The organism is Sphingobium sp. MI1205, assembly GCF_001563285.1.
Classification (GTDB): Bacteria; Pseudomonadota; Alphaproteobacteria; order Sphingomonadales; family Sphingomonadaceae; genus Sphingobium.
In genome coordinates this window covers 3142962-3169068 of record NZ_CP005188.1, presented here as the reverse complement: position 1 = coordinate 3169068, position 26107 = coordinate 3142962, and the positions used below count along the sequence as shown (strand labels likewise).

Annotated in this window: 29 protein-coding genes; 21 read left to right on the top strand and 8 right to left on the bottom strand. The window is 64.1% G+C overall.

The window, feature by feature from the left end; translation table 11 throughout:
* The first annotated feature begins 173 nt into the window (after positions 1–173).
* Positions 174–1052 carry a 3-hydroxybutyryl-CoA dehydrogenase gene (locus K663_RS15690; protein WP_062119615.1) on the top strand — a complete coding sequence of 293 codons (879 nt, stop codon included), beginning with the start codon at positions 174–176 and terminating at the stop codon, positions 1050–1052.
* Positions 1053–1056: 4 nt separating this feature from the next.
* Here the strand turns inward: K663_RS15690 and pspF are convergent, their stop codons facing one another.
* Positions 1057–2064 (bottom strand): phage shock protein operon transcriptional activator, encoded by a 1008-nt coding sequence (gene pspF, locus K663_RS15685; RefSeq protein ID WP_062119608.1) that lies wholly within the window; start codon positions 2062–2064, stop codon positions 1057–1059.
* A 149-nt stretch (positions 2065–2213) separates the two neighbouring features.
* Here pspF and pspA point away from each other — a divergent pair, with 149 nt between their 5' ends.
* The 6 genes from pspA (at position 2214) to K663_RS15655 (ending at position 4852) form a co-directional block, all read left to right on the top strand.
* Positions 2214–2888 (top strand): phage shock protein PspA, encoded by a 675-nt coding sequence (gene pspA / locus K663_RS15680; protein ID WP_062119605.1) that lies wholly within the window; start codon positions 2214–2216, stop codon positions 2886–2888.
* A gap of 4 nt (positions 2889–2892) precedes the next feature.
* The gene (gene pspB / locus K663_RS15675; protein WP_062119602.1) at positions 2893–3198 is read left to right on the top strand and encodes an envelope stress response membrane protein PspB; all 306 of its coding nucleotides are present in this window, start codon (positions 2893–2895) and stop codon (positions 3196–3198) included.
* A gap of 1 nt (position 3199) precedes the next feature.
* Entirely contained in the window at positions 3200–3580 is a 381-nt protein-coding gene (gene pspC / locus K663_RS15670; RefSeq protein ID WP_037465381.1) for an envelope stress response membrane protein PspC, read from the top strand.
* Positions 3581–3601: 21 nt separating this feature from the next.
* Positions 3602–3832 carry a hypothetical protein gene (locus tag K663_RS15665; RefSeq protein ID WP_062119599.1) on the top strand — a complete coding sequence of 77 codons (231 nt, stop codon included), beginning with the start codon at positions 3602–3604 and terminating at the stop codon, positions 3830–3832.
* A gap of 48 nt (positions 3833–3880) precedes the next feature.
* Entirely contained in the window at positions 3881–4294 is a 414-nt protein-coding gene (locus K663_RS15660; RefSeq protein WP_062119595.1) for a SufE family protein, read from the top strand.
* Between the two features lie 66 nt (positions 4295–4360).
* Positions 4361–4852: a hypothetical protein gene (locus K663_RS15655; protein ID WP_062119592.1), complete on the top strand. Its 492-nt coding sequence runs from the start codon at positions 4361–4363 to the stop codon at positions 4850–4852.
* Between the two features lie 116 nt (positions 4853–4968).
* Here K663_RS15655 and ggt read toward each other — a convergent pair whose 3' ends face one another.
* Together ggt and K663_RS15645 are read right to left on the bottom strand one after the other, a co-directional pair.
* Positions 4969–6669 (bottom strand): gamma-glutamyltransferase, encoded by a 1701-nt coding sequence (gene ggt / locus K663_RS15650; protein ID WP_062119589.1) that lies wholly within the window; start codon positions 6667–6669, stop codon positions 4969–4971.
* A gap of 45 nt (positions 6670–6714) precedes the next feature.
* Complete coding sequence (locus tag K663_RS15645) at positions 6715–7764, bottom strand: quinone-dependent dihydroorotate dehydrogenase (protein ID WP_062119586.1); 1050 nt, start codon at positions 7762–7764, stop codon at positions 6715–6717.
* Between the two features lie 339 nt (positions 7765–8103).
* On the opposite strand from K663_RS15645, the gene K663_RS15640 reads away from it, so the two are divergent.
* From K663_RS15640 to K663_RS24680, 11 genes are all read left to right on the top strand, one after another.
* Positions 8104–9048, top strand: a complete 945-nt coding sequence (locus tag K663_RS15640; RefSeq protein ID WP_062119583.1) for a helix-turn-helix domain-containing protein — start codon at positions 8104–8106, stop codon at positions 9046–9048.
* Positions 9049–9162: 114 nt separating this feature from the next.
* A complete protein-coding gene (locus tag K663_RS15635) occupies positions 9163–9654 on the top strand; it encodes an RrF2 family transcriptional regulator (RefSeq protein WP_062121070.1) in 492 nt (163 codons plus the stop codon).
* The gene (gene sufB / locus K663_RS15630; protein ID WP_062119580.1) at positions 9651–11135 is read left to right on the top strand and encodes a Fe-S cluster assembly protein SufB; all 1485 of its coding nucleotides are present in this window, start codon (positions 9651–9653) and stop codon (positions 11133–11135) included. The genes K663_RS15635 and sufB overlap by 4 nt, the downstream gene beginning before the upstream one ends.
* Positions 11136–11164: 29 nt before the next feature.
* Positions 11165–11620 (top strand): hypothetical protein, encoded by a 456-nt coding sequence (locus K663_RS15625; RefSeq protein ID WP_062119577.1) that lies wholly within the window; start codon positions 11165–11167, stop codon positions 11618–11620.
* 4 nt (positions 11621–11624) lie between these two features.
* Positions 11625–12386 carry a Fe-S cluster assembly ATPase SufC gene (sufC, locus tag K663_RS15620; RefSeq protein WP_062119575.1) on the top strand — a complete coding sequence of 254 codons (762 nt, stop codon included), beginning with the start codon at positions 11625–11627 and terminating at the stop codon, positions 12384–12386.
* A complete protein-coding gene (locus K663_RS15615; RefSeq protein WP_062119572.1) occupies positions 12383–13135 on the top strand; it encodes a SufD family Fe-S cluster assembly protein in 753 nt (250 codons plus the stop codon). Before sufC ends, K663_RS15615 begins: the two co-directional genes overlap by 4 nt.
* Entirely contained in the window at positions 13132–14337 is a 1206-nt protein-coding gene (locus tag K663_RS15610) for a cysteine desulfurase (RefSeq protein WP_062119570.1), read from the top strand. Before K663_RS15615 ends, K663_RS15610 begins: the two co-directional genes overlap by 4 nt.
* The gene (locus K663_RS15605; protein WP_062119567.1) at positions 14334–14798 is read left to right on the top strand and encodes an SUF system Fe-S cluster assembly protein; all 465 of its coding nucleotides are present in this window, start codon (positions 14334–14336) and stop codon (positions 14796–14798) included. The genes K663_RS15610 and K663_RS15605 overlap by 4 nt, the downstream gene beginning before the upstream one ends.
* The gene (locus tag K663_RS15600) at positions 14798–15157 is read left to right on the top strand and encodes a HesB/IscA family protein (protein ID WP_062119564.1); all 360 of its coding nucleotides are present in this window, start codon (positions 14798–14800) and stop codon (positions 15155–15157) included. Before K663_RS15605 ends, K663_RS15600 begins: the two co-directional genes overlap by 1 nt.
* Positions 15158–15174: 17 nt before the next feature.
* Positions 15175–15981: an NAD(P)-dependent oxidoreductase gene (locus K663_RS15595; RefSeq protein WP_062119560.1), complete on the top strand. Its 807-nt coding sequence runs from the start codon at positions 15175–15177 to the stop codon at positions 15979–15981.
* A gap of 80 nt (positions 15982–16061) precedes the next feature.
* Positions 16062–16217, top strand: a complete 156-nt coding sequence (locus K663_RS24680) for a hypothetical protein (RefSeq protein ID WP_201026647.1) — start codon at positions 16062–16064, stop codon at positions 16215–16217.
* Here K663_RS24680 and K663_RS15590 read toward each other — a convergent pair.
* Both K663_RS15590 and K663_RS15585 read right to left on the bottom strand, forming a co-directional pair.
* Positions 16214–17113, bottom strand: coding sequence for a DMT family transporter (locus K663_RS15590; protein WP_062119557.1), 900 nt, complete (start codon positions 17111–17113; stop codon positions 16214–16216). The two genes, K663_RS24680 and K663_RS15590, sit on opposite strands and share 4 nt — an antisense overlap.
* Positions 17110–18123: a threonine aldolase family protein gene (locus K663_RS15585; protein ID WP_062121067.1), complete on the bottom strand. Its 1014-nt coding sequence runs from the start codon at positions 18121–18123 to the stop codon at positions 17110–17112. Before K663_RS15585 ends, K663_RS15590 begins: the two co-directional genes overlap by 4 nt.
* Before the next feature lie 160 nt (positions 18124–18283).
* Here K663_RS15585 and K663_RS15580 point away from each other — a divergent pair, with 160 nt between their 5' ends.
* Together K663_RS15580 and K663_RS15575 are read left to right on the top strand one after the other, a co-directional pair.
* Positions 18284–19375 carry a branched-chain amino acid aminotransferase gene (locus K663_RS15580; RefSeq protein WP_062119554.1) on the top strand — a complete coding sequence of 364 codons (1092 nt, stop codon included), beginning with the start codon at positions 18284–18286 and terminating at the stop codon, positions 19373–19375.
* A gap of 145 nt (positions 19376–19520) precedes the next feature.
* Entirely contained in the window at positions 19521–20729 is a 1209-nt protein-coding gene (locus K663_RS15575) for a UbiH/UbiF/VisC/COQ6 family ubiquinone biosynthesis hydroxylase (protein WP_062119550.1), read from the top strand.
* Between the two features lie 396 nt (positions 20730–21125).
* Here the strand turns inward: K663_RS15575 and acs are convergent, their stop codons facing one another.
* A complete protein-coding gene (acs, locus tag K663_RS15570; RefSeq protein WP_062119547.1) occupies positions 21126–23069 on the bottom strand; it encodes an acetate--CoA ligase in 1944 nt (647 codons plus the stop codon).
* A 172-nt stretch (positions 23070–23241) separates the two neighbouring features.
* Here acs and K663_RS15565 point away from each other — a divergent pair, with 172 nt between their 5' ends.
* Positions 23242–23913, top strand: coding sequence for a glutathione S-transferase family protein (locus K663_RS15565; RefSeq protein WP_062119544.1), 672 nt, complete (start codon positions 23242–23244; stop codon positions 23911–23913).
* A 36-nt stretch (positions 23914–23949) separates the two neighbouring features.
* Here the strand turns inward: K663_RS15565 and K663_RS15560 are convergent, their stop codons facing one another.
* Entirely contained in the window at positions 23950–25113 is a 1164-nt protein-coding gene (locus K663_RS15560) for a GGDEF domain-containing protein (protein WP_062119540.1), read from the bottom strand.
* An 89-nt stretch (positions 25114–25202) separates the two neighbouring features.
* Positions 25203–26084, bottom strand: a complete 882-nt coding sequence (locus K663_RS15555) for a LysR substrate-binding domain-containing protein (protein WP_062119537.1) — start codon at positions 26082–26084, stop codon at positions 25203–25205.
* Between the last annotated feature and the right edge of the window lie 23 nt (positions 26085–26107).

Below are 26107 nucleotides of genomic sequence, written 5' to 3'. Positions count from 1 at the left end.
AATGCTCCACTGCAAACCAATCTGCCGGGAGCACGGGGCCGTCCGTCCCATCCGATGACGGCGCTCATGGTCGGTTAACACAGCCGCCGTTGTGATTGACGCGCAAAAGGCGCTGGCCCGTCGCCTTCCTTGCCGCTAGTGGGCGACATGTTGATTTACGCGGAGACAATGGCATGATCGACATTCGCACAGTCGGCGTCATCGGCGCCGGCCAGATGGGCGCGGGCATCGCTCAGGTCACGGCGCAGGCCGGTTATGACGTGATCCTGTGCGACGTCGATCTGGAGCGCGCGGAAAAAGGGCTGCAGAGCATTTCGCGCCAGCTGGACCGCGCGGTGGAAAAGGGCAAGCTGACCGCGCAAGAGTCCAAGGCTGCCCTTGCCCGTATCCGCGCGAGCGGCGACCTGACGCCGCTGGCCGGGGCCCAGCTGGTGATCGAGGCGGCGACCGAGCGGGAGGAGATCAAGCGCAGCATCTTCGCCAATGTCGGCGCGGTCGTCACCCCCGGCACGATCCTGGCGACCAACACATCGTCCATCCCGATCACCCGGCTGGCGCAGGTGGCGCCCGATCCGACGTTGTTCGTGGGCATCCACTTCTTCAACCCGGTTCCGGTGATGGTGCTGGTCGAGCTGATCCGCGGGCTGGCGACGTCCGACGAGACGGTGGCGGCGGTCGAAGCCTATATCGCGCGGCTGGGCAAGCAGGTTGTGCAGGCGTTCGATGCGCCCGGTTTCGTGGTCAACCGCATCCTGCTGCCGATGATCAACGAGGCTGTGTTCGCGCTGGGCGAAGGCGTGGCGGGCATTCGCGACATCGACACGGGCGTGCAGCTGGGGCTGAACCATCCGATGGGGCCGCTGACGCTGGCGGATTTCATCGGGCTGGACACCTGCCTTGAGATCCTGAACGTGCTGCAGTCGACCACCGGCGATTCCAAATATCGCCCTGCCCCGCTGCTGGTGAAATATGTCGAGGCGGGCTGGCTGGGACGGAAGACCGGCAAGGGCTTTTACGACTATTCGGGCGCGGAGCCGGTGCCGACGCGCTGATCGGTCAGTCCGACTTTAACCGGTGTTTTTTCAGGCAGTGGCGTAGCTGGTCATAGCTGAGGCCCAGGGCCTTGGCCGTTGCGCGCTGGTTGTAGCGGTGGCGTTCCAGTGCGGCCTGCACGAGGGCCGCTTCATGCGCATCCACCGCCGCGCGCAGATCAGTGACGGGTGCGGGCGGCGTGGCGGCGATGGGAGCAACGCCCTCTGACGGCGCGCCCGGCGCTGGAGACTGCGGTTTCCAGGGCGAGGCGAAGGGGTCGAAGACGATAGCCGCGATCGGGCGGGCAGGTTCGTTCCAGCGATAGACGGCGCGCTCCACAACATTGCGCAATTCGCGGACATTGCCGGGCCAGGGGTGCGCGTCCAGACCGGCCATGCAGGCGGGGGAGAAGCCGGGCCATTCCGGCCAGCCCAGCTCCGCCGCCATGCGCCGCCCGAAATGGTCCGCCAGCACCGCCACATCGCCTTCGCGGGCGCGCAGCGGCGGCAGGGTGATGACTTCAAAGCTCAGGCGGTCGAGCAGGTCGGCGCGAAAGCGGCCGGACTCCGCCAGCGCAGGCAGATCCTCATTGGTCGCGGCGACGATGCGGGCATCGACGGTCATGGGGCGGGACGCGCCGATCCGGGTGACTTCGCCATATTCGATGACGCGGAGCAGCCTTTCCTGCGCGGCCATGGACAGCATCGCCAGTTCGTCGAGAAAGAGGGTGCCGCCGTCCGCTTCCTCGAAACGTCCGGCACGGGCGCGGGTGGCGCCGGTGAACGCGCCCTGTTCATGGCCGAACAGTTCCGCTTCGATCAGCGTTTCGGGCAGCGCGGCGCAGTTCATGATGATGAGCGGCTCGCCCCAGCGCGGCGATAGGCGGTGGAGCCGTTCGGCGATCAGTTCCTTGCCCGTGCCGCGTTCGCCGATCACAAGGACCGGGCGATTGAGTTCCGCCGCGCGGCCAGCCTGTTCGACCGCGTCGAGGAAGGCAAGCGACTGGCCGATGAACTGCGTGTTTCTTTCCATCGCCAATATATGGTGAAAATCCCCACATATTGGCAAGCCCTATCGGCGCGTGCCGAGGGAATAGTCGGCAAATCCGGGCTTCGGGGGAATTGGCACGGATTCTGCAATCACATGGCCTGAAGCCGTTGAACGGAAGGATTGCAGTTCCGATGGGTATTTTTTCACGCACGCGCGACATCATCGCCGCCAATGTCACCGACCTGCTCGACCGGGCGGAAGACCCGGCCAAGATGATCCGCATGATCATCCTGGAGATGGAGGAAACGCTGGTCGAGGTGCGCGCGTCCGCCGCCCGCACCATCGCCGACCAGAAGGAGATGCGCCGCCATATCGATAAGCTGCGCGGCCTGCAGGAAAGCTGGACGGAAAAGGCGCAGCTGGCGCTGAGCAAGGATCGCGAGGATCTGGCCAAGGCGGCGCTTGTCGAGAAACAGAAGGCCGCCGACATGGCCGAGCAGCTGTCGCACGAGATCGAGGTGCTGGACGAGGCGCTGAAGGTTTCAGAGGAGGACATCGCCAAGTTGCAGGCCAAGCTGCGCGAGGCGCGGACCCGGCAGAACAGCCTGGTCACGCGCATGGAAAGTGCCCACAATCGGCTGCGGATGCGCGAAGCCTATGCCGGCGAAAAGGTGAACGAGGCCTTTGCCCGTTTCGACATGCTGGAGCGCCGGGTGGACATGGCCGAAGGGCGCGCCGACGCCCTGGGCATGGGGCAGGGCAAGAAGAGCCTGGAGGAAGAGATTGCCGACCTTCAGTCCGCCGACAGGGTGGACGCCGAACTGGCGGCGCTGAAGGCGAGCATGAACAGCTGCAGGGGGGCATGAGGTGATGGAAGATATCATCGTCCCGATCGCCATAGTGGGCATGCTGTTCATCGGCATGCCCTGGCTGATCCTGCACTATACGACCAAGTGGAGGCAGTCGCCCAAGATCACCGATGAGGATGAGCAGTTGCTGGACGAGCTGCACCTGCTCGCCCGGCGGCTGGAGGACAGGTTGCAGACGGTCGAGCGGATCGTCGCGGCCGATAACCCTGATTTCCGGCCTGATTTCCGCACCGATTTCCGTCCATCGCGCCCGCCGCAGGACGACGGCTACGATTTCGACCGCCAAAATCTCCAAGGGAGGAACTGACATGGCTGCCCGCCGCACCAAATTCTACCTCGACAAGCAGAATGGCAAATGGATGGGCGTGTGCGCCGGCATTGCCGACTATACCGGCGTCGATGTGACGTGGGTCCGGGTCGGCGCGGTGCTGGTCACGTTGATGGGCGCCTTTCCCTGGTCGCTGATCGCCTATTTCGCCGCCGCCTATTTCGCCGAGAACAAGCCCGCGGGCCTTTATTCCGACCGGGATGACGAGAAATTCTGGCAGGGCGTGCGGTCCAACCCGGCGCGATCGGCGCGCGACGTCCGGTCCAAATTCCGCGACATCGACCGGCGGCTGGCGGACATCGAGGCTTTCTACACCAGCCGTAACCGCCGTCTGGCGGACGAGATCGACAGCCTGCGCTGAGCGTAATTGAGGAGGGACGGGATGAGCGAGCCTGTTTCGATGATGATCCTGGCGCTGAGCGGGCTGCTGGCGCTGACGATCGTTGCGTTGGCGGCGTTGCGGGGCTGGAGCGGATGGCTTGAGCTGAAGCGCGCGGAGCTGGGGCGAGCGGGTGGCGAGACGCCGCCTTCGGCCAACGCGCGGATAGAGGTGGCGGACCTTAAGGAACGCATCCGCAAGCTGGAGGCGATCGCGGCGGGCGTGGATATTTGAGAGGAAAAGCGGCTTTCGCACGCCGCTTTTCCGCCTATATGCGATGGCATGACCGATGTGCCCGCCCTTGCCGATCTTCAGGAAGAATATGAATTTCTGGATGCCGATGACCGCTATCGGTTGCTGATCGACCTGGGCCGCGCGCTGGAGCCGATGCCCGACGCGCTCAAGACCGACGCGACGCTGGTGCGGGGCTGTTCGGCGGCGGTGTGGGTTTATCCCACCGTGCTTGACGATGGACGGCTGCATTTCCTGGCCGACAGCAACGCGGCGATTACCAAGGGGATCATCGCGCTGGTGCTGTTGACCGTGCAGGACCAGACGCCCGCCGTGATCAGCGCCGCCGACATCGAAGGGGCGCTTGCGCCGTTCGACCTCAAGAATCAGCTCAGCTCCAATCGGACACAGGGCATCCCCAATATGATCGCGCTTATCCGCCAGACCGCGGACCGCTACAGCTAGGGCGGAAACCTCCTGCCCAATACGCGTTCTCCTTTACGTATGCGAAACGGACAAGGGAGACGCGCGATGCGCGGCATTATGGCGCTGGCGGCGATTGGGCTGATCGCGGCCTGTTCGGGCGAGGATAAAGGCCCAACCCAGCGCGATCAGATCGGCCAGCAGTGGAAATATGAGGGCGGCGAAGGCAGCAAGGCGACGCTCGCCTATATCGGCAGCGCCAACAGCGTGCCGACCATGACGGCGGAGGACACATTTTCCGTTCTGCTGGTGCAGCCGACGCCTGAGGGCGGTGGCGAGGTGACGGTGAAGCTGGTCGGCGCGCCATTCAGCTGCGACCTGTCCGACTGCCGCGTCACGGCGACGACCGACGATGGCAAGCGCCATGAGTGGCGCGGGCGGATGACCGAGAACAAGGATGGGATTGCCGTGCTTCCCGCCGCCGGGGCTTATGAAGCGGTGCAGGGCAACAAGGTGGTGAAGGTCGATCTGGTCGTGGGGCCAAAGGACCAGAGTTTTCCCTTTGCGTTCAATGTGGCGGGGCTGGATTTGAAGCAGTGACGCGGTGCTGGAGGACCGTCATCCCAGCGGAAGCTGGGATCTTGGGAGAGGGCGCGGCATCCGGCCTGAGACTCCTGCCTTCGCTGGGGTGACGGAGAACAGAGGAACTGCGGGCATCACTCCTGCAATGATACGCCCGGACTCCTCGGATCGGCTGCGCCCTGCCAGTGGCCGTCGGGCGTGCGTTCAGCCGCGTTGGCCTTGAGGCCCATGGGGGCAATCGTCACTTTATGGCCCCAGGCTTCGAGCGGATCCTTCATCTTTTCCAGCGTCGTGCCCTTTTCGAGGACAAGGCCGTTGGCGTTGAAGAATTGCAGGCCGAGCGCAATCGAATCCTGTGCTGACAGGCCCCAGTCGAAATGGGCGATCAGCGCCTTTGCCACCTGCATGATGATGGTGCGCCCACCTGCCGCGCCAACGGTGAAGACGGGCGTGCCCTTTGCATCATAGACAATGGTCGGCGACATGGAGGAAAGGGGGCGCTTGCCCGGCTCCACCCGGTTGGCGACGGGCGCGCCGTCCTTTTCCGGCGTGAAGCTGAAATCGGTCAGTTCATTGTTCAGGATGACGCCATTCGCGATCAGCTGGCTGCCGAAGAAGCTTTCGATGGTGGACGTCCAGGCGGCGATGTCACCATTGCGGTCGACCGCGACGAAATGGCTGGTGCCGCTTTCCGGTTGCGGCTGGGCGGTGGTGCGCGGCTGTGCACCCGGCGGCGTGCCGGGGCGATAGTCGTTGAGCGCGCGGCCTAGCGCGATCCGGGCGGAGCGTTGCTTGAGATAGGTGGGGTCGATAAGGCCCGCGATCGGCACGGATACATAGTCGGGATCGCCCAGCCATGTTTCGCGGTCGGCATAGGCGAGGCGCATGGCTTCGCCGATGACGTGCCAGGAACGGGCATCGTCCTTGCCCCATTGCCCCAGCGGAAAGCGTTCGACCATGCCCAATATCTGGAGGACGGTGACGCCCCCCGATGAAGCCGGACCCATGCCGCAGATGGTGTAGGCGCGATACGGGCCGCAGACGGGCTTGCGGGTCTTCACCTGATAGGCGGCAAGGTCGGCCTCCGTCATCGGCACGGGATTTTTGGGCGCATTGGTGACGGTGCTGGCGATCGTCCGCGCCATTTCGCCGATATAGAAGGCGTCGGGCCCCTCTGCGGCGATGCGGCGGAACAGGGCGGCGAGCGGCGGATTTTTGAGCGTCGTGCCGATGGGGGCGGGCGCGCCGTCGATCCAGAAATATTTCTGGATCTCCGGGAAGTCGGCCCAGACAGGGGCCACCGCCTTCATCGCGGTGTCGAGCCGCTGGCGCACTTCGAAACCGTCTTCGGCGAGGCGGATCGCCGGATCGAACAGGGTGGCCCACGGGAGCTTGCCCCATTTGCGGTGCGCTTCCCAGGCGAGGCGCAGATTGCCCGGCACGCCGACCGAATAGCCGCCGGGCCAGGCCGAGCGGAAGGAGAGCGGCTGGCCATCCGGGCCGAGGAAACGATCGGGCCGCGCCGCTGCCGGAGCGGTTTCGCGGCCGTCGAGCGATTCGAGCAGGCCCGTCTCGCCATCATGGTGCATCAGGAAGCCGCCCCCGCCGATGCCGCTATTATGGGGTTCGACGACGTTGAGGGCGAGCATCATGGCGATGGCCGCATCCGTGGCGCTGCCGCCCCGGCGCAGCATCTCCTGTCCGGCGGCGGCGGCGCGCGGGTCGGCGGCGGACACGGTGGCGTTGAGCGCGACCGGCTCCCGCGCTGCAAGCGGCGCGGCGGGCAGGAGGGCGAGGGCGATTGGGGCCAGCAGCGTGGCGAGGCGGAACGTCATGCGCGCCACCCTATCGTCCGTCCCCCGCGCTGCAAGTCCTTCAGATCAGGCGTCGATGCCGATGACCTGGCCGATATGGGTGAAGCCGTCGCGTGCCATCAGCTTTTTGAGGCCCGCATTGATCCGCCTGGGCAGATGAGGCCCTTCATAGACCAGCGCGCTGTATAGCTGGATCAGGCTGGCCCCGGCGCGCAGCCGGGCATAGGCCTGCTCTGCCGTGGCGATGCCGCCGACGCCGATCAGCGGCAGGCGATCGCCCAATATTGCACGGAAATCGCGTAGCCGCTGGAGCGAAAGGTCCGTGAGCGGCGCGCCGGACAGGCCGCCGCTTTCCCCTGCATGCCGAGACCGGAGCGCTGGCCGGGAAATGGTGGTGTTGGACACGATCAGCGCGTCGACCCGATGGTCGAGGCAGGCGGCGGCGATATCTTCGATATCGGCCGGCTCCAGATCCGGCGCCACCTTGAGGAAGATGGGCGTCTTGTCGGCACCCCGCGCGGCCATGACGGCCCCCAGCAGCTGGTCGAGCGCGGCGCGATCCTGCAAGGCGCGCAGGCCCGGCGTGTTCGGCGATGAGATGTTGACCGTCAGATAGTCGGCAAGCGGCGCCATGCAGGTGACGCCGGTCACATAATCGGCGATCCGGTCGGCCGCGTCCTTGTTCGCGCCGATATTGATGCCGACCACGGGCGCGGGGCCGTCCCCTGCCGGACGGCGGCGCTTGGCGACGCGTTCGGCCGCCGCTGCGAGGCCGCCATTGTTGAAGCCCATGCGATTGATGACCGCGCGATCCTCGACCAGGCGGAAAAGGCGCGGCTGGGGATTGCCCGGCTGCGGCATCGGGGTCAGCGTTCCCAGCTCGGTAAAGCCAAAGCCCAGCCCGTGCATCTTGTGGGCGACCAGCCCTTCCTTGTCATATCCTGCAGCGAGGCCGACCGGATTGGGGAAGTGGATGCCCGCGACTGTCTGCGCCAGCGCCGGATCCGGGCGGGCCGGGGCCGGGTTCGGCATCAGGCGAAGCAGCGCGATCGAAAGATGATGCGCGCGTTCGGCATCGAGAGCGAAGAACAGGGGGCGGACGAGGCTGTAGAACATGGCGCGCGCTATGCCAGCGCGTAAGGCCGCCGTCGAGTCGTTGTGGCAAGAACGCAACAGCTGCTCGGGAAGGGGATCTGGAACGCCATTTGGAGCAGAATCGTCCCGATTCAGACCGGCTCATGTCCGATCCATCCAATCATCCTTCTCCGATTCGGACTTATGAGAGTCCTGCGACCCGAAGGCTCTAAGCCATTTGGCTGACGAGACCTTTTACTGACCCGGCGGATAAAACCGCCGGGTCATTTTTTTGCGAAGCGGTTCGTAAAAAATCCTCTCTCCCTTCCATCGCTCTTGCGCGGGCGGAAAGAAGCTTCATAGTAGGCGGCAGGGGTGAATATGGGGCTATATCGCGACAGGCCGTCCGGGGGGATGCAAAGCATTTCGTCAAATAGCGCGGAGACGCCGCTTTCCTATATGGTAGAAGCGGCACAGGGGCCGGTACGACTACGCTATTTCGCGCCTCCCGAACATTTGCGGGCTTATTTCGGATCGCTGTATATCTTCACCGAAAGCGCCAGCCATTATTCGGATGTGACCCGTGCCGATGTGCCGCAGCTGCGCTTCATGGTGCAGGGCAGCGGCAATTATCATTTCCACGATGGAAAGACGAAGCCGACGCCTGAAGTCTGCCTGTTGGGTCCGACGCTGGGCGCGACGCGTTTTGAACTGGATGGCCCTGCCCACGTCATTGGCGTGTCGCTCCTGCCTGCGGGCTGGGTGAGCCTGGAAGGGGGTGATGCCAGCGCGCTGGCGGACCGGCTGCGCGACCTGAGCATCGAACATGAGGGCGCGCTTGCGGCATTGCTGTCCCGGTTGCGAACCGTCGATGACGCGGAGGTTGTCGCGGACCATTGCTGGTCCGCGCTGGACCAATGGGTGGCTCCGCTGCCCGATACGACCTGGCGGCTGCTGGAAGCGGTGGATGGTTGGTTGATGGGCGAAGGATCGCCGCGGATCGAGGCGCTGGTCGAGCGGACCGGGCTGTCGCCGCGTCAACTCGCACGGTTGACCAACCGCTATTATGGCTGCCCGCCCAAGCTGCTCGCGCGGAAATATCGAGCGCTTCGGTGCAGCGCGCGCATCGCGCTGGACGGCCATAGCTGGCAGGAATTATGCGAGGACGGGCGCTTTTACGACCAGTCCCATTTTATCCGGGAGATCAAGCATTTCATTGGATTGACCCCGCACCAGTTGCAGACAGAGCCGACCGCGGTGGCGCAATTGACGCTGCTGCGGCGTTCGCTGGGCGGCGACGTAGCGGTGCTGAACCGCTTCAGCTGATCTGCCAATCTGCGCAAAAATGGCTTGATTCCGAGGGGCCGCGCGACCACATGAGTAATCGGATTGATTCGATCCGATTTGAGAATGGTTCGCAACGCAGGGCGCTTTGTCGATATGAGGCTGTCGAGTTTCGCAGATTATGCCGTGGTGCTGATGTCCGCCGCCGCACGCCATTGCGGCGCGGCGCGGATGAATGCGACCACGCTGGCGGCTGAAACCGGCATCCCGCTTCCCACCGCGCAGAAGCTGGTGAGCCGCCTGTCGGCCGCCGGGCTGCTGGAATCGAGCCGTGGTACGGGCGGCGGGGTAAGGCTGGCACGACCGCCAGCGACTATCACGCTCGCCGATGTGGTCGAAGCGGTAGAAGGGCCGATCGCCATGACCGCCTGCGCCGAACATGGCGCGCATGACTGTTTGCTGGAGCAGGAGTGCCGCGTCCGGCCGCATATGAACGTGGCCAATGACGCGATCCGATTGGCGCTGGCAGGCGTCACGATCGCCAGCCTGACACAAGACATGCCCCAACCTCCGTTCGTTTCGAGCCCCTTGACGCCGCCTGAGGCGTTGCTTCCGGCCGATGAAGTCGAGAAACAAACCGCGCTATGACCGAAGAGACCACCACCATCCGCAACCTGGAAGCGCATGAGGCGGCGACACGCGCCTCCACCTATGAACATGGCTGGTCCTCCGCCATCGAACAGGATTTCGCGCCCAAAGGGCTGAACGAGGATACGGTCCGCTTCATTTCGGCCAAGAAGAAGGAGCCGGAATGGCTGCTGGAATGGCGGTTGAAGGCGTTCCGGTTGTGGCAGACGATGGAAGCGCCCGACTGGGCCAAGCTCAACGTGCCGCCGATCGATTATCAGGACGCCTATTATTATGCCGAGCCCAAGAAAAAGGCGGAGCTGAATTCGCTGGACGAGGTCGATCCGGAGATTTTGGCGACCTATCAGAAGCTGGGCATTCCCATCGCCGAGCAGGAAGTGCTGGCGGGGGTCAAGGGCAGCCGCAAGGTTGCCGTCGATGCAGTGTTCGACAGCGTGTCCGTCGCCACCACTTTCCGCAAGGAACTGGAGGAAGCGGGGGTCATCTTCCGTTCGATCAGCGAGGCGGTGCGCGAATATCCGGAGTTGATCCGCAAGTGGCTGGGCAAGGTCGTGCCGATGCACGACAATTATTTCGCCACATTGAACTGCGCGGTCTTTTCCGACGGCACCTTTGTCTACATCCCCAAGGGCGTGCGTTGCCCGATGGAGCTTTCCACCTATTTCCGCATCAATGCGGAGAATACCGGGCAGTTCGAACGCACGCTGATCGTCGCGGACGAGGGCAGCTATGTTTCCTATCTGGAAGGCTGCACCGCGCCGATGCGCGACGAGAACCAACTGCACGCCGCCGTGGTCGAGCTGGTCGCGCTGGACGATGCGGAGATCAAATATTCGACCGTCCAGAACTGGTATCCGGGCGACGAGAACGGCAAGGGCGGCATCTATAATTTCGTGACCAAGCGGGCGCTGTGCCAGGGCAAGAACAGCAAGGTCAGCTGGACGCAGGTGGAAACCGGCAGCGCGATTACATGGAAATATCCCAGCTGCGTGCTGAACGGCGAGAATAGCGTGGGCGAATTCTACTCGGTGGCGCTCACCAACAACATGCAGCAGGCCGATACCGGCACCAAGATGATCCATAACGGCAAGGGTTCGCGATCGACCATCGTGTCGAAGGGAATTTCAGCAGGACGCAGCAACAACACCTATCGCGGTCTCGTGCGCGTCGCGCCGGGTGCGGAGGGCGTGCGCAACTTCACTCAGTGCGACAGCCTGCTGCTGGGCGACCAGTGCGGCGCGCATACCGTGCCCTATATCGAAGTGCGCAACCCCAGCGCCCAGATCGAGCATGAGGCGACCACCAGCAAGATCAGTGACGACCAGCTGTTCTATGCGATGCAGCGCGGGCTGGATGCGGAGAGCGCGGTCGGGCTGATCGTCAACGGCTTTGCGCGCGAAGTGCTGCAACAGCTGCCGATGGAGTTCGCGGTCGAGGCACAGAAGCTGCTCGGCATTTCACTTGAAGGATCGGTGGGCTGAGGCCCCCAAAGATACCAGGGAAGAGAATTTTGAGCGACGAAGACGATATTCAGGATGCCCTGGCCGATTTCGCGGAAGATGTCGGCAATGGCCAGTCATGGACCGCCGCGATCCGTATCCTGACCGAGGATTATGAGCTGGAAGAGGGCGAGCTGGAAGAGCGCGCCCGCAAGGATTTCGGCGATCTCGACGCCTATCAGGCGGAGTGCCGTGCTGCGCTTGAAGCCGGGGACGTAGCCTTTACCGAGAAGCTGCGGACCGACAAGGCGTTTCACAAGGCGAAGGCGCCCAACCTCGCCCGCATGGGGCCGGTGACCGAATTCGTGACCGGATTGCTGGAAAAGGGATCGCCTGAACCGGGTGCGGACTGGTGGCCATATATGCCGATCAAGCGGCATATCGACACGCTGTTCCCCGCGCCGGGCGATGTGCGGGACATGGCCTTCTGGACCGCGCGGACGCTTCAGCGCGCGCATAAGGGTTGAATACATGCTGACGATCGAGAAGCTGACTAACGAGATTGACGGCAAGGCGATCCTGAAGGGTCTGTCGCTGTCCATCAATCCGGGCGAGATCCATGCGATCATGGGGCCGAACGGCGCGGGCAAGTCCACGCTGGCCTATACGCTGGGCGGCCGCCCCAATTATGAAGTGACGGGCGGCAGCGCGACCTTCGACGGCAAGGACCTGTTCGAGCTGGAGCCGCATGAGCGCGCCGCCGCCGGGCTGTTCCTTGGCTTTCAATATCCGGTCGAGATACCCGGCGTTTCCAACCTGCAATTCCTGCGCGAAAGCCTCAATGCGCAGCGCCGCGCGCGGGGCGAGAAGGAATTGAACGGCGGCGAGTTCATCCGCCTTGCCAAGGAAAAGGCGGCGCTGCTGGGTCTCGACATGGAGATGCTCAAGCGGCCGGTGAATGTCGGCTTTTCTGGCGGTGAGAAGAAGCGCGCCGAAATGGTGCAGATGGGGATCCTCGATCCCAAGCTGGCGATATTGGACGAAACCGACTCGGGGCTCGACATCGACGCGCTCAAGATCGTGGGCGCGGGCATCAACGCGATCATGCGGCGGCCCGACAAGGCGGTGCTGCTGATCACCCATTATCAGCGGCTGCTGGACTATGTGAAGCCGGACTTCGTGCATGTGCTGGCGGGTGGCCGGATCGTGAAATCGGGCGGGCCGGAACTGGCGCTGGAACTGGAGCGCGAAGGCTATGCCGAGGTAGTCGGGGCCGAGGTGGTCGCCGCGTGACCGCTCTTGCTCTGCCGACCCGCCGTCAGGAAGAATGGCGCTACAGCGATCTGGAGGCTGTCGCCTCTGTCTGGCCTTTGCCTGCGCCGACGCGGATTGATGTGCCCGAAGGTGAAACCGCGCGCCATCATCTGTTGCAGAACGCAGGCGATGGGGCGGTGGCGGTGCATGATTATGTCATCACCATTGCTGACGGGGCGCGGTGCGACTTTCATGTGCTCAATGTCGGGGGCAAGCTGGGGCGCGTGACCTTTGCCGTGACGCTGGGCAAGGGCAGCCATTTCGAGCTGAACGGCGCGATCATCGGCGGCGGGGATCAGGTGCTAGAGATCATCACCTCCGTCACCCATGCCCAGCCTGACGCCACCAGCGGGCAGACGATCCGGTCGATCCTGGGGCAGCGTGCAACCGGCAGCTATCTGGGCAGTATCAACGTCGCGCGCGATGCGCAGCGCACGGATGCCTTCCAGTCGGTGAAGGCCATGCTGCTGGACCGCACGGCGACGGCGAACGCCAAGCCGGAGCTGGAAATCTACGCCGATGACGTCAAGTGCGCCCATGGCGCGACCGTTGGCGAACTGGACAAGCAGGCGCTGTTCTACATGGCGTCGCGCGGCATGGACCCGGCGACGGCCAAGACGCTGCTGCTGAAGGCCTTTGTCGCTGGCGTGTTCGACGATGTCACCGACGAAGCGGCGAAGGACAGGCTGGAAGCGGCGGCGATCGCCAAGCTGGAGGCGCTGGTATGACGGAACTGGCCCAAGGGCTGCGGTTGCGGGATGAATTTCCCGGCGTCGGCAACTGGCATTATCTCGACAGTGCCGCCACCGCGCAGAAGCCCAATGCCGTGATCGACGCCATCGCCCGCGCCTATGGGCCGGACTATGCGACGGTGCATCGCGGCGTCTATGAGCGGTCGGCGAACATGACGCTGGCCTATGAAGCGGCGCGGCACAAGGTTGCAGACTTCATCGGCGCGCAGTCGGACAGTGAGATCGTCTATGTCCGGGGTGCGACAGAAGGGATCAACCTTGTCGCGCAAAGCTGGGCGGGGACGCAGTTGAAGGCAGGCGACCGCATCCTGCTGTCCTGCCTTGAGCATCACAGCAATATCGTGCCGTGGCAAATCGTCGCGGAAAAAGTCGGCGCACATATCGATGTCGTGCCGCTGACCACGGACGGCAAGATCGATCTGGACGCGATGCGCGGGATGATCACGCCGCAGCATCGCATGGTCGCGCTGGCCCATGTATCCAACGTGCTGGGTAGCGTGCTGGACGTGCGCCGCGCCGCCGACATTGCGCACATGGTCGGTGCAAAGATCCTGATCGATGGCTGTCAGGCAGTGCCGCGCCTTGGCGTTGATGTGCAGGCGCTCGATTGCGATTTCTACGTCTTTTCCGCGCACAAGCTTTATGGCCCGACCGGCATCGGCGTGCTGTGGGGCCGCAAGGAACTGCTGGACGCCATGCCGCCTTATCAGGGGGGCGGATCGATGATCGACAAGGTGACGTTCGAAAAGACGACCTATGCGCCGCCGCCGACCCGGTTCGAGGCGGGGACGCCGCACATCACCGGCGTGGTCGGGCTGTCCGCCGCGATCGACTATGTGCGGGGCATCGGGCTTGACGCGATCCACGCCCATGAATGCGCGCTGGTGGGCAAGGCGCGCGCGGCGCTGGAAAGCCTGAACAGCGTCCGTGTCTTCGGGCCGGAGGATAGCGCCGGAATCCTCTCCTTCGAGGTCGAGGGGGTGCATCCGCATGATGTGGGCACCATATTGGATGAAACGGGCGTCGCGATCCGCGCCGGACATCATTGCGCCCAACCGCTGATGCGCCATCTGGGCGTCGAAGCGACCGCACGGGCCAGTTTCGGCATTTATAGCGACGACAGCGATGTGGATGCGCTGGTCCTGGGACTTGAGCGAGTGAGGAAAATCTTCGGATGAGCGAAGAGCGCAAGATATTGGTGGAAGAAGTCGAAGCGGTGGACATGCCGCCCAAGGCGCGCGTCGAGGAGGTGGCAGAGGCCGCCCCCCGCCAGCGCGACTATCTGGACGGATTCCTGAGCGCCGGTCCCGCCGAAACGCCCAAGGGCGAGCCGGGCGGCAGCCTGTATGACGCGATCATCGACGCGCTGAAGGAAATTTACGACCCTGAAATCCCGGTCAACATCTATGACCTGGGCCTGGTCTATGGCGTCGATGTGACGGAGGACGGCCATGCGGTCGTCACCATGACGCTGACGACGCCGCACTGCCCGGTCGCTGAATCGATGCCGGGCGAAGTCGAATTGCGCGTGGGCGCTGTGCCCGGCGTGGGGGACGCGCAGGTGAACCTTGTCTGGGATCCGCCATGGGACCCGCAGAAAATGTCGGACGAGGCCAAGCTTGAACTGGGAATGCTCTGATGACCATTGAGACCAAGACCCGCGCCCGCCCCGCCGCCGTCATCCTGACGCCTAGCGCTGAGGCGCGTATCGCCGAACTGATGGGCAAGGCGCCCGAAGGAGCGATCGGCGTCAAGCTGTCCACGCCGCGCCGTGGCTGTTCGGGCCTTGCCTATTCGGTCGATTATGTGACCGAGGAAGCGAAGTTTGACGAGAAGATCGAGACGCCCGGCGGCACCTTCTACATTGACGGCGGTTCGGTGCTCTATCTCGTCGGGTCGACGATGGATTGGGTGGAGGATGACTTCACCGCTGGTTTCGTCTTCAACAATCCCAATGCCAAGGGCAGCTGCGGCTGCGGCGAGAGCTTTACCGTTTAATCCGGAAGGCTGGCTCTATGCCCCATATGCTGATCCTGGGCATGGGCTACACTGCCTCCCGCCTTGCAGCGCGGCTGCATGCGCAGGGCTGGCAGGTTACCGGCGTGCGACGCGCCGCCGATGCGCAGGCGATCGCCTTTGATGACGAGAGCGCGGTGTACGCCGCCGTTGCCCGCGCTACCCATATCCTTTCGTCCGTGCCGCCCGAGGGCGAGGCCGATCCCGTGCTGACCCGCTATGGCGCTGCGATCGCCGCAGCGCCCGCGCTGTGGACCGGCTATCTGTCCTCCACGGGCGTTTATGGCGATGCTTCGGGGGCCTGGGTGGATGAAGACAGCCCTACCGGATCCGGGCGGCGCGGGGCGCGGGTGCGGGCGGATGCCGATTGGGGCGCGCTGCGTCCCGACATGCGTCGGTTTCGCCTGCCGGGTATTTACGGGCCGGGCCGGAGCGCGCTGGATCGGGTGCGGGAGGGACGCGCGCATCGCATCGACCTGCCCGATCAGGTGTTCAGTCGCGCCCATGTGGATGACATCGTTTCGGGCATCGTCGCGTCGTTCGACGGGCCGCCGGGGATTTATAATCTTTCCGACGATCTGCCCTGCGCCCAAAACCGCCTTATCGAAGCGGCTTGTGCGATGCTGGGCCGTCCCGAGCCGCCGCTGCTGACACTGGAACAGGCGGGGCTGTCGCCGATGGCGCGGTCCTTCTATGCCGAGAACCGGCGGGTTGCGAATGGGCGGGCCAAGCGGCTGCTGGGCTGGTCCCCGCGCTATCCGACCTACCGCGAGGGGCTTGCCGCCTGCCTTGCACAAGCGGGCTGACACGGTTCGGCGCGTTGCTTACGCCGCGTTAACCAAATGCCGCGATGGGTGGTCCCACAGCTTTGCAGGGACCATCATCCATGGAATCGATAGACCGCCAATTCGCCGCGCTCAGCCTGCGGATGAGCCGCCTGCCGACGCCGGAACGTGCGGCCTGCGCGCCGCAGTCGCTCGCCAGCCTGATCGACCGCGTGAATGCGGCCAAGCGGCATTATGAGGCGGGCCTGCGCCGTTAAGCGGATTTCGCCCGCAGCGCGATCACCATGCCCCCGACGGCGAGCAGCGCGCCCGCCGCGCTGAGCGTGGTCCAGCGATAGCCCTCCAGCACGGTTGATATCAGCATCGCGATGACCGGGATCAGCACGCTGGTATAGGCGGCGCGGCCTGGCCCTACGCGCTGGATGAGCTGGAAATAGAGGGGGAAGGTGATGACCGACCCGGCGATCCCCAGCCATGCAATGCCCAGCAGATAGCCCGCGCGCCATTCCATCACCGGCGGGCCGACTGTCGCCCAGGCATAGGCCGCGTCGATCATGCTGCCGATCAGCATCGCCCAGGTAAGTACGGTCGCCATCGGCAGGCGGCGGGCGATCTGCATGCCCTGCATCACATTGGCGGCCGATGCGCTCAGCAGACCCGCGACGCTCAGGACGATGCCCACCAGCACGGCGTCAGCCGATACCGGGGCGGCGCGATATTCGCGCAGCAGCAGCAACGCTATCCCCGCGATCGCCACGATCGAGCCAGTGATGAAGGCGCGGCTGACCGGCTGGCGAAAGGCGATCCAGGCGATGATGCTGTTGGGGATCAGCAGCAGTGCATAGACCGTCGCGACGATGCCGGACGTCAGATAATGTTCAGCGCGATAGACGAAGTTGAAGTTGAGGACGAACTGCGCAAGGCCGAGCAGCGCGGCAAAGGCAATGCCGGCTGGCGGCAGGCGCAGGGGTACGCGCCGCGCAAGCGCGAACAGCGCCATGCCCGCCGCGCCCAGCAGGAAGCGGTAACAAACCGACCAGCTGGGCGGGACCGCGGCGAGCTGGTCGCGAATGACGATCCAGGTGGAACTCCAGATGACGACCACGAGCAGGAAGGGCAGCACCACGCCGCCCTTCGCTTCCTGGCCGTTCACGGCAGTGCCTTCAGCGCATCGGCGAGCGGGCGGACGCTGGCGGCGTCCTGTGCCCAGTTGGTGACGAGGCGCGCGGCCCCTTCGCCCCAGTCGTAAAAGTCGAACCCTTGCGCGCGCAGGCTGGCGGCCTCTTTGGGCGACAGGCGGATGAACAGTTCGTTCGCCTGAACCGGATGAAGCAGGCGCGTCGGCACGGAGAGCGCCAATGCTGTTGCTGCGGCGTTGGCGGAGCGGGCGTTGCGAAGCCAGAGGCCGTCTTCCAGCAACGCGAGTATCTGTGCGGCGAGGTAGCGGCCCTTGGACAGCAAATGGCCGCCGCGCTTGCGCCAGCGGGCTGCCTCCGCCACGCGCGCGTCCGCCTGCGGCCCAAAGAACAGCAATGCTTCGCCCGCCATGCCGCCATTCTTGACGCAGCCAAAGGTCAGGATGTCCACGCCGGCGCGCCATGTGACATCGCCGGGATGGCAATCCAGAGAGGCGATGGCGTTGGCGAATCGCGCGCCATCCATGTGCAGCCCAAGCCCATGGCCGCGCGCGACCTGACCGATCGCCGCGACCTCATCGGGCGTGTAGGCCAGGCCATATTCAGTCGCCTGGGTGATGCTGATCGCGCGGGCGGGAACTTGATGCACATCGGGCCGGATCGCCTTCAGCCGCTCGACCAGAATGACCGGCGACAGCTTTGCGCCTTCGCCGGGCAGGGCCATCAGGGTCGCGCCATGGGTGTAAAAGCCGGGCGCACCGCACTCATCGACGACGATATGCGATTCTTCATGGCAGAATATCCCGCCATAGGGCGGGCAGAGGCAGGCCAGCGCGATGCTGTTGGCGGCGGTGCCGGTGGTGACCCACAGGGCGCGGACGGGCGCATCGAACAGGTCCGAAAATGCACCGTCCAGCCGCGCGCTCCACGCGTCGCCGTCATAGCCATGATCGGCCTGATCGGCGGCGGCGATGGCGGCCATCACATCCGGGCAGACGGGCGTCGCATTGTCGGAAAAATAATGCATGGACGCGGGATAGAGACCGCGCCGCCCCGCGCCAAGATGCCAGCCAAATCGCAGCGGCCCTTTCGCCGCTGAAATAAATTGGTCAGTATTAATGACCAATTGTCTCATCCAGCCGTTTGTGACATAGGCGGCCCCGTCCTACCCCGAAGGAGCATAGATTATGGACGTCCAGCAGAAGTCGCGCTTTACCGTCATCCCGAGCAGCAAGGCTGTATCGGCTGACCAGCGCGCAATATTGCTGGAAGATCCGGGCTTCGGGCGGTTGTTCACCGACCATATGGTGACGATTCGCTACACCGAGGGACAGGGATGGCATAGCCATGTCGTTGGCCCGCGCGAGCCGTTCCAACTCGATCCTGCCTGTGCCGTGCTGCATTATGCGCAGGAAATCTTCGAAGGCATGAAGGCCTATCGCCGGGAAGATGGCAGCATCGCCATGTTCCGGCCGGAGGAAAATGCCCGCCGCTTCGCCGAATCGGCCGAGCGCATGGCGATGCCGGTCCTGCCTGAGGATGTTTTCCTGGAGGCGGTCGAGGAACTGGTGAAGATCGACGCCGACTGGATTCCGGGCGGCGAGGGCAGCCTGTACCTGCGCCCCTTCATGTTCGCGAGCGAGAGCTTCCTGGGCGTGCGCCCGGCGGCGGAATATATCTTCTGCGTCATCGCCTCGCCTGCAGGCGCCTATTTCAAGGGCGGCAAGAAGGCGGTCACGCTGTGGGTGTCCGAACATTATACCCGCGCGGCTAAGGGCGGCACGGGCGCGGCCAAGTGCGGCGGCAATTACGCCGCCAGCCTGGTGGCGCAGTCGGAAGCGACGCGGCATGGCTGCGATCAGGTCGTCTTCCTGGACGCGGCCGAACATAAATGGGTCGAGGAACTGGGCGGCATGAACGTCTTCTTCGTCATGGATGACGGGGCGATCGTCACGCCGCCGCTGTCGGGTACGATCCTGCCCGGCATCACCCGCAACAGCATCATCACTCTCGCCCGTGCCAAGGGGCATGAGGTGCGCGAGGAACTTTACAGCTTTGCCCAGTGGCGCGCGGATGCGGCCAGCGGCAAGCTGCGCGAAGCCTTTGCCTGCGGCACGGCGGCAGTCGTCACTGCCATCGGCACGGTGAAGAGTGCCGAGGGCGATTTCACCATCGGCAACGGCGACGGCGGGATCGTCACCGAAGCGCTGCGGGCCGAATTGACGGGCATCCAGCGCGGAAGCGTGGCCGACCCGGCTGGCTGGGTGCGCAAGCTGTAGGGACTGTCGCCCCGTTCGGGCTGAGCCTGTCGAAGCCCGTCGCCGGATTTGAGGTAGAAAGGCCCTTCGACAAGCTCAGCACGAGCGGAGTATTGGCAGTGGGCTGGCGCTTCCCAATTCCTTCCCAAACGCCTAGACAGGCGGCATGCAAAATTTTGATGTGGTCATCTTGGGCGCGGGTCTGGTTGGGCTGACCCTTGGCATCGCTCTTTCGGGTCATGGCGTGCGGTGCGCCGTCATCGACCCGGCCGATCCGGTGGAAACAAGCGCAGTGGGCTTTGACGGGCGCGTTTCGGCCATCAGCTCGACCAGTCACGCCATGCTGTCGGCAATCGGCGTCACCGCCTTTCTGGAAGGCAAGGGCTGCCCCATCGACCGGATCTGGGTGAGCGATGGGCTGGAGCCGGGTGCGCTCGATTTTGCGCCCGACCCTGATGACGGCGTGATGGGAACCATGTTCCCCAATCGCGAGCTGCGCATCGCACTGGCCCAAGCGGCGGAAAAGGCGGAGAAGCTGAACCGTTTCCAGCCCGACCGCGCAACCCATGTCGATCGCAATTCCGATGGCGTGACGCTGACATTGGCGAGCGGAGCGGTGTTGCACGGCGCGCTGCTGGTGGCAGCGGAGGGGCGCAACAGTCCCACGCGGGAAGCGGCCGGAATTCGCACCACGCGCTGGCAATATAAGCATACGGCCATGGTGACGGCGATCGACCATGAGGTGCCCCACGCCAACACCGCTTACGAGATTTTCTATCCCGGCGGTCCCTTCGCGCTGCTGCCGATGCTGCCGGGCACCCGATCCGCCATCGTGTGGACCGTGCCTACCGAGCAGGCGCCGGTGATGCTCAAGCTTTCCGAGCGGGCGTGGCTGGCGGAGGCGCAGAAACGGATGGGCGGGTTCCTGGGCGAGATTTCGCTCGCCGGGCCACGGTCCAGCTATCCACTGGGCTTTCATCATGCGGCGCGGATCACTGACACGCGGCTGGCGCTGGTGGGCGACAGCGCGCATGCGATCCACCCGATCGCGGGGCAAGGCCTTAATCTGGGCTTCCGCGACGTCGCGGCGCTGGTTGAAGTGCTGGTCGAAGGAATGCGGTTGGGGCTGGACCCCGGCGACGCGCAGTTGCTGGCCCGCTATCAGCGCTGGCGCGGACTGGACGCCATGTCGGTCAGCGTGGCGATGGACGGGCTGGTCCGGCTGTTCGACGTGCCGGGCCGCCTTCCTTCGCTGGTCCGTCGCGCGGGGCTGGCGGCGGTGCAGCGCACGTCGGTGCTCAAGAACCGCTTCATGGCCGAAGCGCGCGGGGAATCCGGCGCGCTGCCCAAGTTGCTGATCGGCGAAATGGTTTAAATCGAAAGGTTTAATAGCGGCGGCAACCTTCTCCTTTTATAGCCAGTGCGCGGCGATGTTGCCGCGTATCGGAGGAGAAGAAAGCAGGTGTCATTTGCAGATGCGATCATCGCTCTTGGAGTGATGATCGCCTTTGCGACCTTGGTTCTCAAGATCGTGGAGGTTTCGCGCTCCAAATAGGATGTGCGACGGGCGGAGGCGCGCGGCAACGCGCCTCCAAACGAGCGAACCCCCGCTACGGCAATAGCGGGGGTTCTAGTATCGAAGGCCAAAAGCCCGTGACATTTGCCAAGTTGATATAAGCCAAGGTGCTTAGGATTTCAACATCATGTTGAAGTCACCCCAGCCCGCGCCCCAGCATGTCGCGGGCGAAGGCACCGCTATCGACCGCTTCGGCTACCCCTGACGGTTGGCGACCAGATTCTCCACCACTGACGGGTCAGCGAGCGTGCTGGTGTCGCCCAGAGCCTGCGCGGAAACCTCGCCTTCCGCGATCTTGCGCAGGATGCGGCGCATGATCTTGCCCGACCGGGTCTTGGGCAGGCTCGGCGCGAACTGGATGACGTCGGGCGTGGCGATCGGCCCGATTTCGGTACGCACCCAGGTAACGAGCGTCTTGCGCAGCTCGTCGCTCGGCTCCTCATGGGCGTTGAGCGTCACATAGGCGTAAATGCCCTGCCCCTTGATGTCGTGGGGAAAGCCTACCACGGCGGCTTCGGCCACGGCTTCGTGCAGCACCAGCGCGCTTTCGACTTCAGCGGTGCCCATGCGGTGCCCGGAGACGTTGATGACGTCATCGACCCGGCCGGTGATCCAGTAATAGCCGTCCGCGTCGCGGCGCGCCCCGTCGCCGGTCGTATATTTGCCGGGAAAGGTGGTGAAATAGGTCTGGAAGAAGCGCTCATGATCGCCCCAGACCGTGCGCATCTGGCCGGGCCAGCTTTGCGCGATGACCAGATTGCCTTCCGCCGCGCCGTCCAGCACCTTGCCCTCGCTATCGACGATCTGTGGCACCACGCCGGGCATGGGCAGCGTTGCCGAGCCGGGCTTGAGGTCGGTCGCCCCGGGCATGGGCGCGATCATCGCCGCGCCTGTTTCGGTCTGCCACCAGGTATCGACGATCGGGCAGCGATCCTCGCCCACGACATGATGATACCAGCGCCAGGCTTCGGGATTGATGGGTTCGCCCACGGTGCCCAGCAGGCGCAGCGACTTGCGGCTGGTCCTGGTGACGAATTCGTCGCCTTCCTTCATCAGCGCGCGCAGCGCCGTGGGCGCGGTGAAGATCGTCTGCACCTGATGGCGGTCCACCACTTCCCAGATGCGGCTGGGCGTCGGATGGTTGGGCACGCCTTCATACATCAGCGTGGTCGCGCCGTTCGCCAGCGGGCCATAGACGATGTAGCTGTGGCCCGTGACCCAGCCGATGTCGGCGGCGCACCAGTAGATGTCGCCCGGGCGATAATCGAAGCAGAGTTCGTGGGTCAGGCTGGCCCAGAGCAGATAGCCGCCGGTGGTGTGCAGCACGCCCTTGGGCTTGCCGGTCGAGCCGGAAGTGTAGAGGATGAACAGCGGGTCTTCCGCATTCATCGGTTCGGGCGCGCAATCGGCGGAAACCTTGGCGGCTTCCTCATGCAGCCAGAGGTCGCGGCCTTCCTGCATGGTCACGGCGCCGCCGGTCGCCTGCACGACCACCACCTTGTCAACGCTCGGGCAATCCTTGAGCGCGGCATCGACATTGGCCTTGAGCGGCACTTGTCTGCCCGCGCGGCAGCCTTCGTCGGCGGTGATGACGAGGGTGGAATCGCAATCGATGATGCGGCCGGCGAGCGCTTCGGGTGAGAAGCCGCCAAAGACCACGCTGTGGATCGCACCGATGCGGGCGCACGCGAGCAAGGCGAAGGCCGCCTCCGGGATCATCGGCAGATAGACGGTGATACGGTCGCCCTTCTTCGCGCCCGCGCTCTTCAGCACATTGGCGAAGCGGCAGACCTCTTCATGAACCTGCCTGTAGGTGTAACGGCGCGGTTCCGCATCGGGCGAATCCGGTTCCCAGATGATCGCGGTCTGGTCGCCGCGCTCGGCAAGATGCCTGTCGATGCAGTTGATGCTGACGTTGAGGACGCCGTCTGCAAACCATTTGACGCCGAAATCGGCTTCATTGAAGCTGCTTTCATCGGTTTTGGTCGGGAAGGTTGCCCAGTCGAGCCGCCTGGCCCGATCCAGCCAATAAGCATGAGAATCCTGGATCGATCGCTGATAATCCGTCTCCCGTCCGTCCCGGTCGAGCAACGCTGAAGCGGCCCATTCCGAAGGTACCGGGAAAAAATCATCAGACATCGGGCATCCTTTCCTTTGCGATCATCAGACCCTCTAGAGGCTGTATCCGGTCACCGGAAGCCAGGATCGCGCACGCGCCGCCAAAGTTTCCACCATTATCGCCCCTGGATTTAGCAGGAGCGAGCGATTTTGTCGCTTTTCGCGAAGGCTGGCTCCGCCTAACAGGAAGCCTATGTGGCAGCTTTTCCAATTCCCGCTTTGTCCCTTTTCTCGCAAGATACGCCTGCTGCTCGGCGAAAAGGGGGTGGGCTACGATCTGGTGCGCGAATCGCCCTGGGAGGCGCGTGACGAATTCCTGGACCTCAATCCCGCTGGCACGACGCCGGTCATGGTCGATGTCGAAAAGGGCGTCACACTGATCGACAGCCAGGCGATCTGCGAATATTTCGAGGAGACGGTGGAAAAATTCCCGCTGATCTCCGGCACGGCGGCGGGCCGGGCGGAGGTGCGGCGGCTGACCGCCTTTTTCGACCAGAATTTCTATGGCGATGTCGTCGGGCCGCTGCTGCACGAGCGGATGAAGAAGCGCCTGATCGAGCGTGCGCCCCCCGATGCCAGGGTGCTGCGCGAGGCAATGAAACGCGCCAATGTCCATATGGATTATATGGATTACCTGCTGGACCATCGCAGCTGGATGGCAGGCGGAACCATGAGCCTGGCCGACATTGCCGCGGCGGCGCATCTGTCGGTCGCGGATTATCTGGGCGGCATCGACTGGGCCGGGCATGAGACGGTGAAGCGCTGGTATGCAGGCTTCAAGTCGCGCCCGTCCTTCCGTCCTCTGCTGTCGGAACGGATGGAGGTGATCACCCCGCCGCCCCATTATGAAAAGCCGGATTTCTGAAATGCCGTTCCCCTCCGCTTGGCGGAAGGGAGGCGATCAGTCGATTTCCGCAGCCAGATAGACGCGGTTGCGGCCATGTTCCTTGGCGAGATACAGCGCCCGGTCGGCGGCCTTCAGCGCGGCGCGGGGATCGTCATAGGCCAGCACGTTGGACACGCCTGCTGAAAAGCTTACCCGCTCCATGCGTTCGCCATTGGTGCGGTTGACGAGGCTGCGAGTGGCAAGATCCTGACGCACGCTGTCCACTGCCTCGCAGGCTTCGGCGGCGGTTTTGCCCCGGAACAGCATGACGAATTCCTCTCCCCCGTGCCGCGCGACATGACACTGGTCATTGCTGGCCTTCGCCAGCAGCCCGGCGACGAATTTCAGCACCCGGTCGCCCGTGTCATGGCCATGGGTATCGTTGATCAGCTTGAAATGATCGATGTCGCAAAAGGCGACGGCTAGCTGCTGGCCCTCCTTCTGCGCCAGCGCGATCTCTTCACGAAGCGTTCCTTCAAAGGCACGGCGATTGGGCAGGCCGGTCAGATGATCATGTTCGGCCGCGCGGCGTGCGTTCGCAAGGCTGGAACGCAGGGCGTGGGTTTGCTTTTCATTCTGCCTCAGCTGGCCTTCGACCTGGCGGGTCTTTTCCACCATCGACCGGGTCAGCGCGACCAGGCGGGCAAGGACGGGCTCATTATCGGCTCGGGCCGCCAAGCCCTTCACCTCTTCCTGCAAGGCGGCGCCATAATCCTTGGCCGAATTGCGCGATTCAGTCATCAGGCCGGTGAATTCGGACAGGTTTTCCTCGACCTTCGCTAGCATCATGGACAGCGCCTCGGGCGTTACCTCATCGGCGCGCTGCTCGGCGACGATTTCCTCCACCAGGCCGTTGCTGATCGTGCCGCGTTCGGCCAGCACGGCCCTGATGGCCTTTTCCACGCCAATCTGCGCGCCGGTCAGATAATCATGCGCCACGCCGAAATTGAGCGGCGTCAGGTCAAGATCATGCGCGAAGAGGAAATTGCCGATCTCGTCATAGAGTTTGCGGCGGCGGTTGATTTCGCGGTGCGCGCTGCTGCCCGCGCGGGCGCGCTGGGGTTCGGTCTCCTCGACCTCCTCCTCGGCTTCGCCCTTGCCGGACAGGCCGCGCGCCCATCGCGTCAGGCGATCGGCAAGGCCATGTTGTGGATTTGCGGAAGATGATGCCCCAGTCATAACCCCGTATAACGGACGACCACCATCAAGGTTAAGGGCGCTGAAGGCAGAAAATCACAAGCCTCTGAAGAGCCGATGATTTTCCCGTTTCAAATGTCCGCGCCGATCAGCCAATCGCGGAAAATGCGCACCGCGCGGGTTTGCAGGGCGCGCGGGCGGCAGACGAAAAAATAGCGATAGGGGCTTTCCACCCGCGTCTCGGGAAACAGCCGCACCAGACGGGAATCGCCCGCTTCCTTGTAATGGCTGGCATGCATGACCGCCACGCCCAGGCCCTGCGCCGCGGCCTCTAGCATCAACTGCCCCGAATCATAATTGTCGATGGCCAGCGGCTGAAGGTCGGGCAGCTTGACCGCTTCCTTCCACGCGTCGAACGACAGCGTCATGTCGCGATGAAGCAGAATGGTGTGCTGGGCCAGATCGGCAGGCGTCGCCAGCGCGTTGGGCGGTTCCAGCAGCGCCTTGCGGCCGATCAGGTACACCTCGTCATGGTCCAGTTCATGGGCGTAGAGCGCCGGATCGATATCCTTGGCCAGGACGATTGCCGCATCCAGCCCTTCGCCAAGCCGCGCAACGGCATAGGGCGTGGTTTCGATGTCGATATGCAGCTGGGGATGCTTTTGCCGCAGGGCGCCCAGATGGGGGAAAAGGCGCTGCGTGGCGAAGAGGGGCATGACCGCAAGGCGCAGGCGCAGCTGGTTGCCGCCGCTCTGGATGTTTTCAAGCGCCTGGCTGAGGGAATCGAGGGCCGGGGCGATGTCGTCCAGCAACTTCTGCCCATCGGCGTTCATTTCCAACGCCTGATGCTTACGGTCGAAGAGTGGGCGGCCGATGAAACGCTCCAGCGCCTGAACGCGGCGGCTGAGCGCAGGGGTCGATAGCGCAAGTTCTTCCGCCGCAGCCTTTACCGAGCCGAGGCGGGCAACCTGAACAAAGGCCTCAAGGGCCGTGAGGGGCGGTAATCTGCGCATAATATGTCAAAACCAGCATCCAC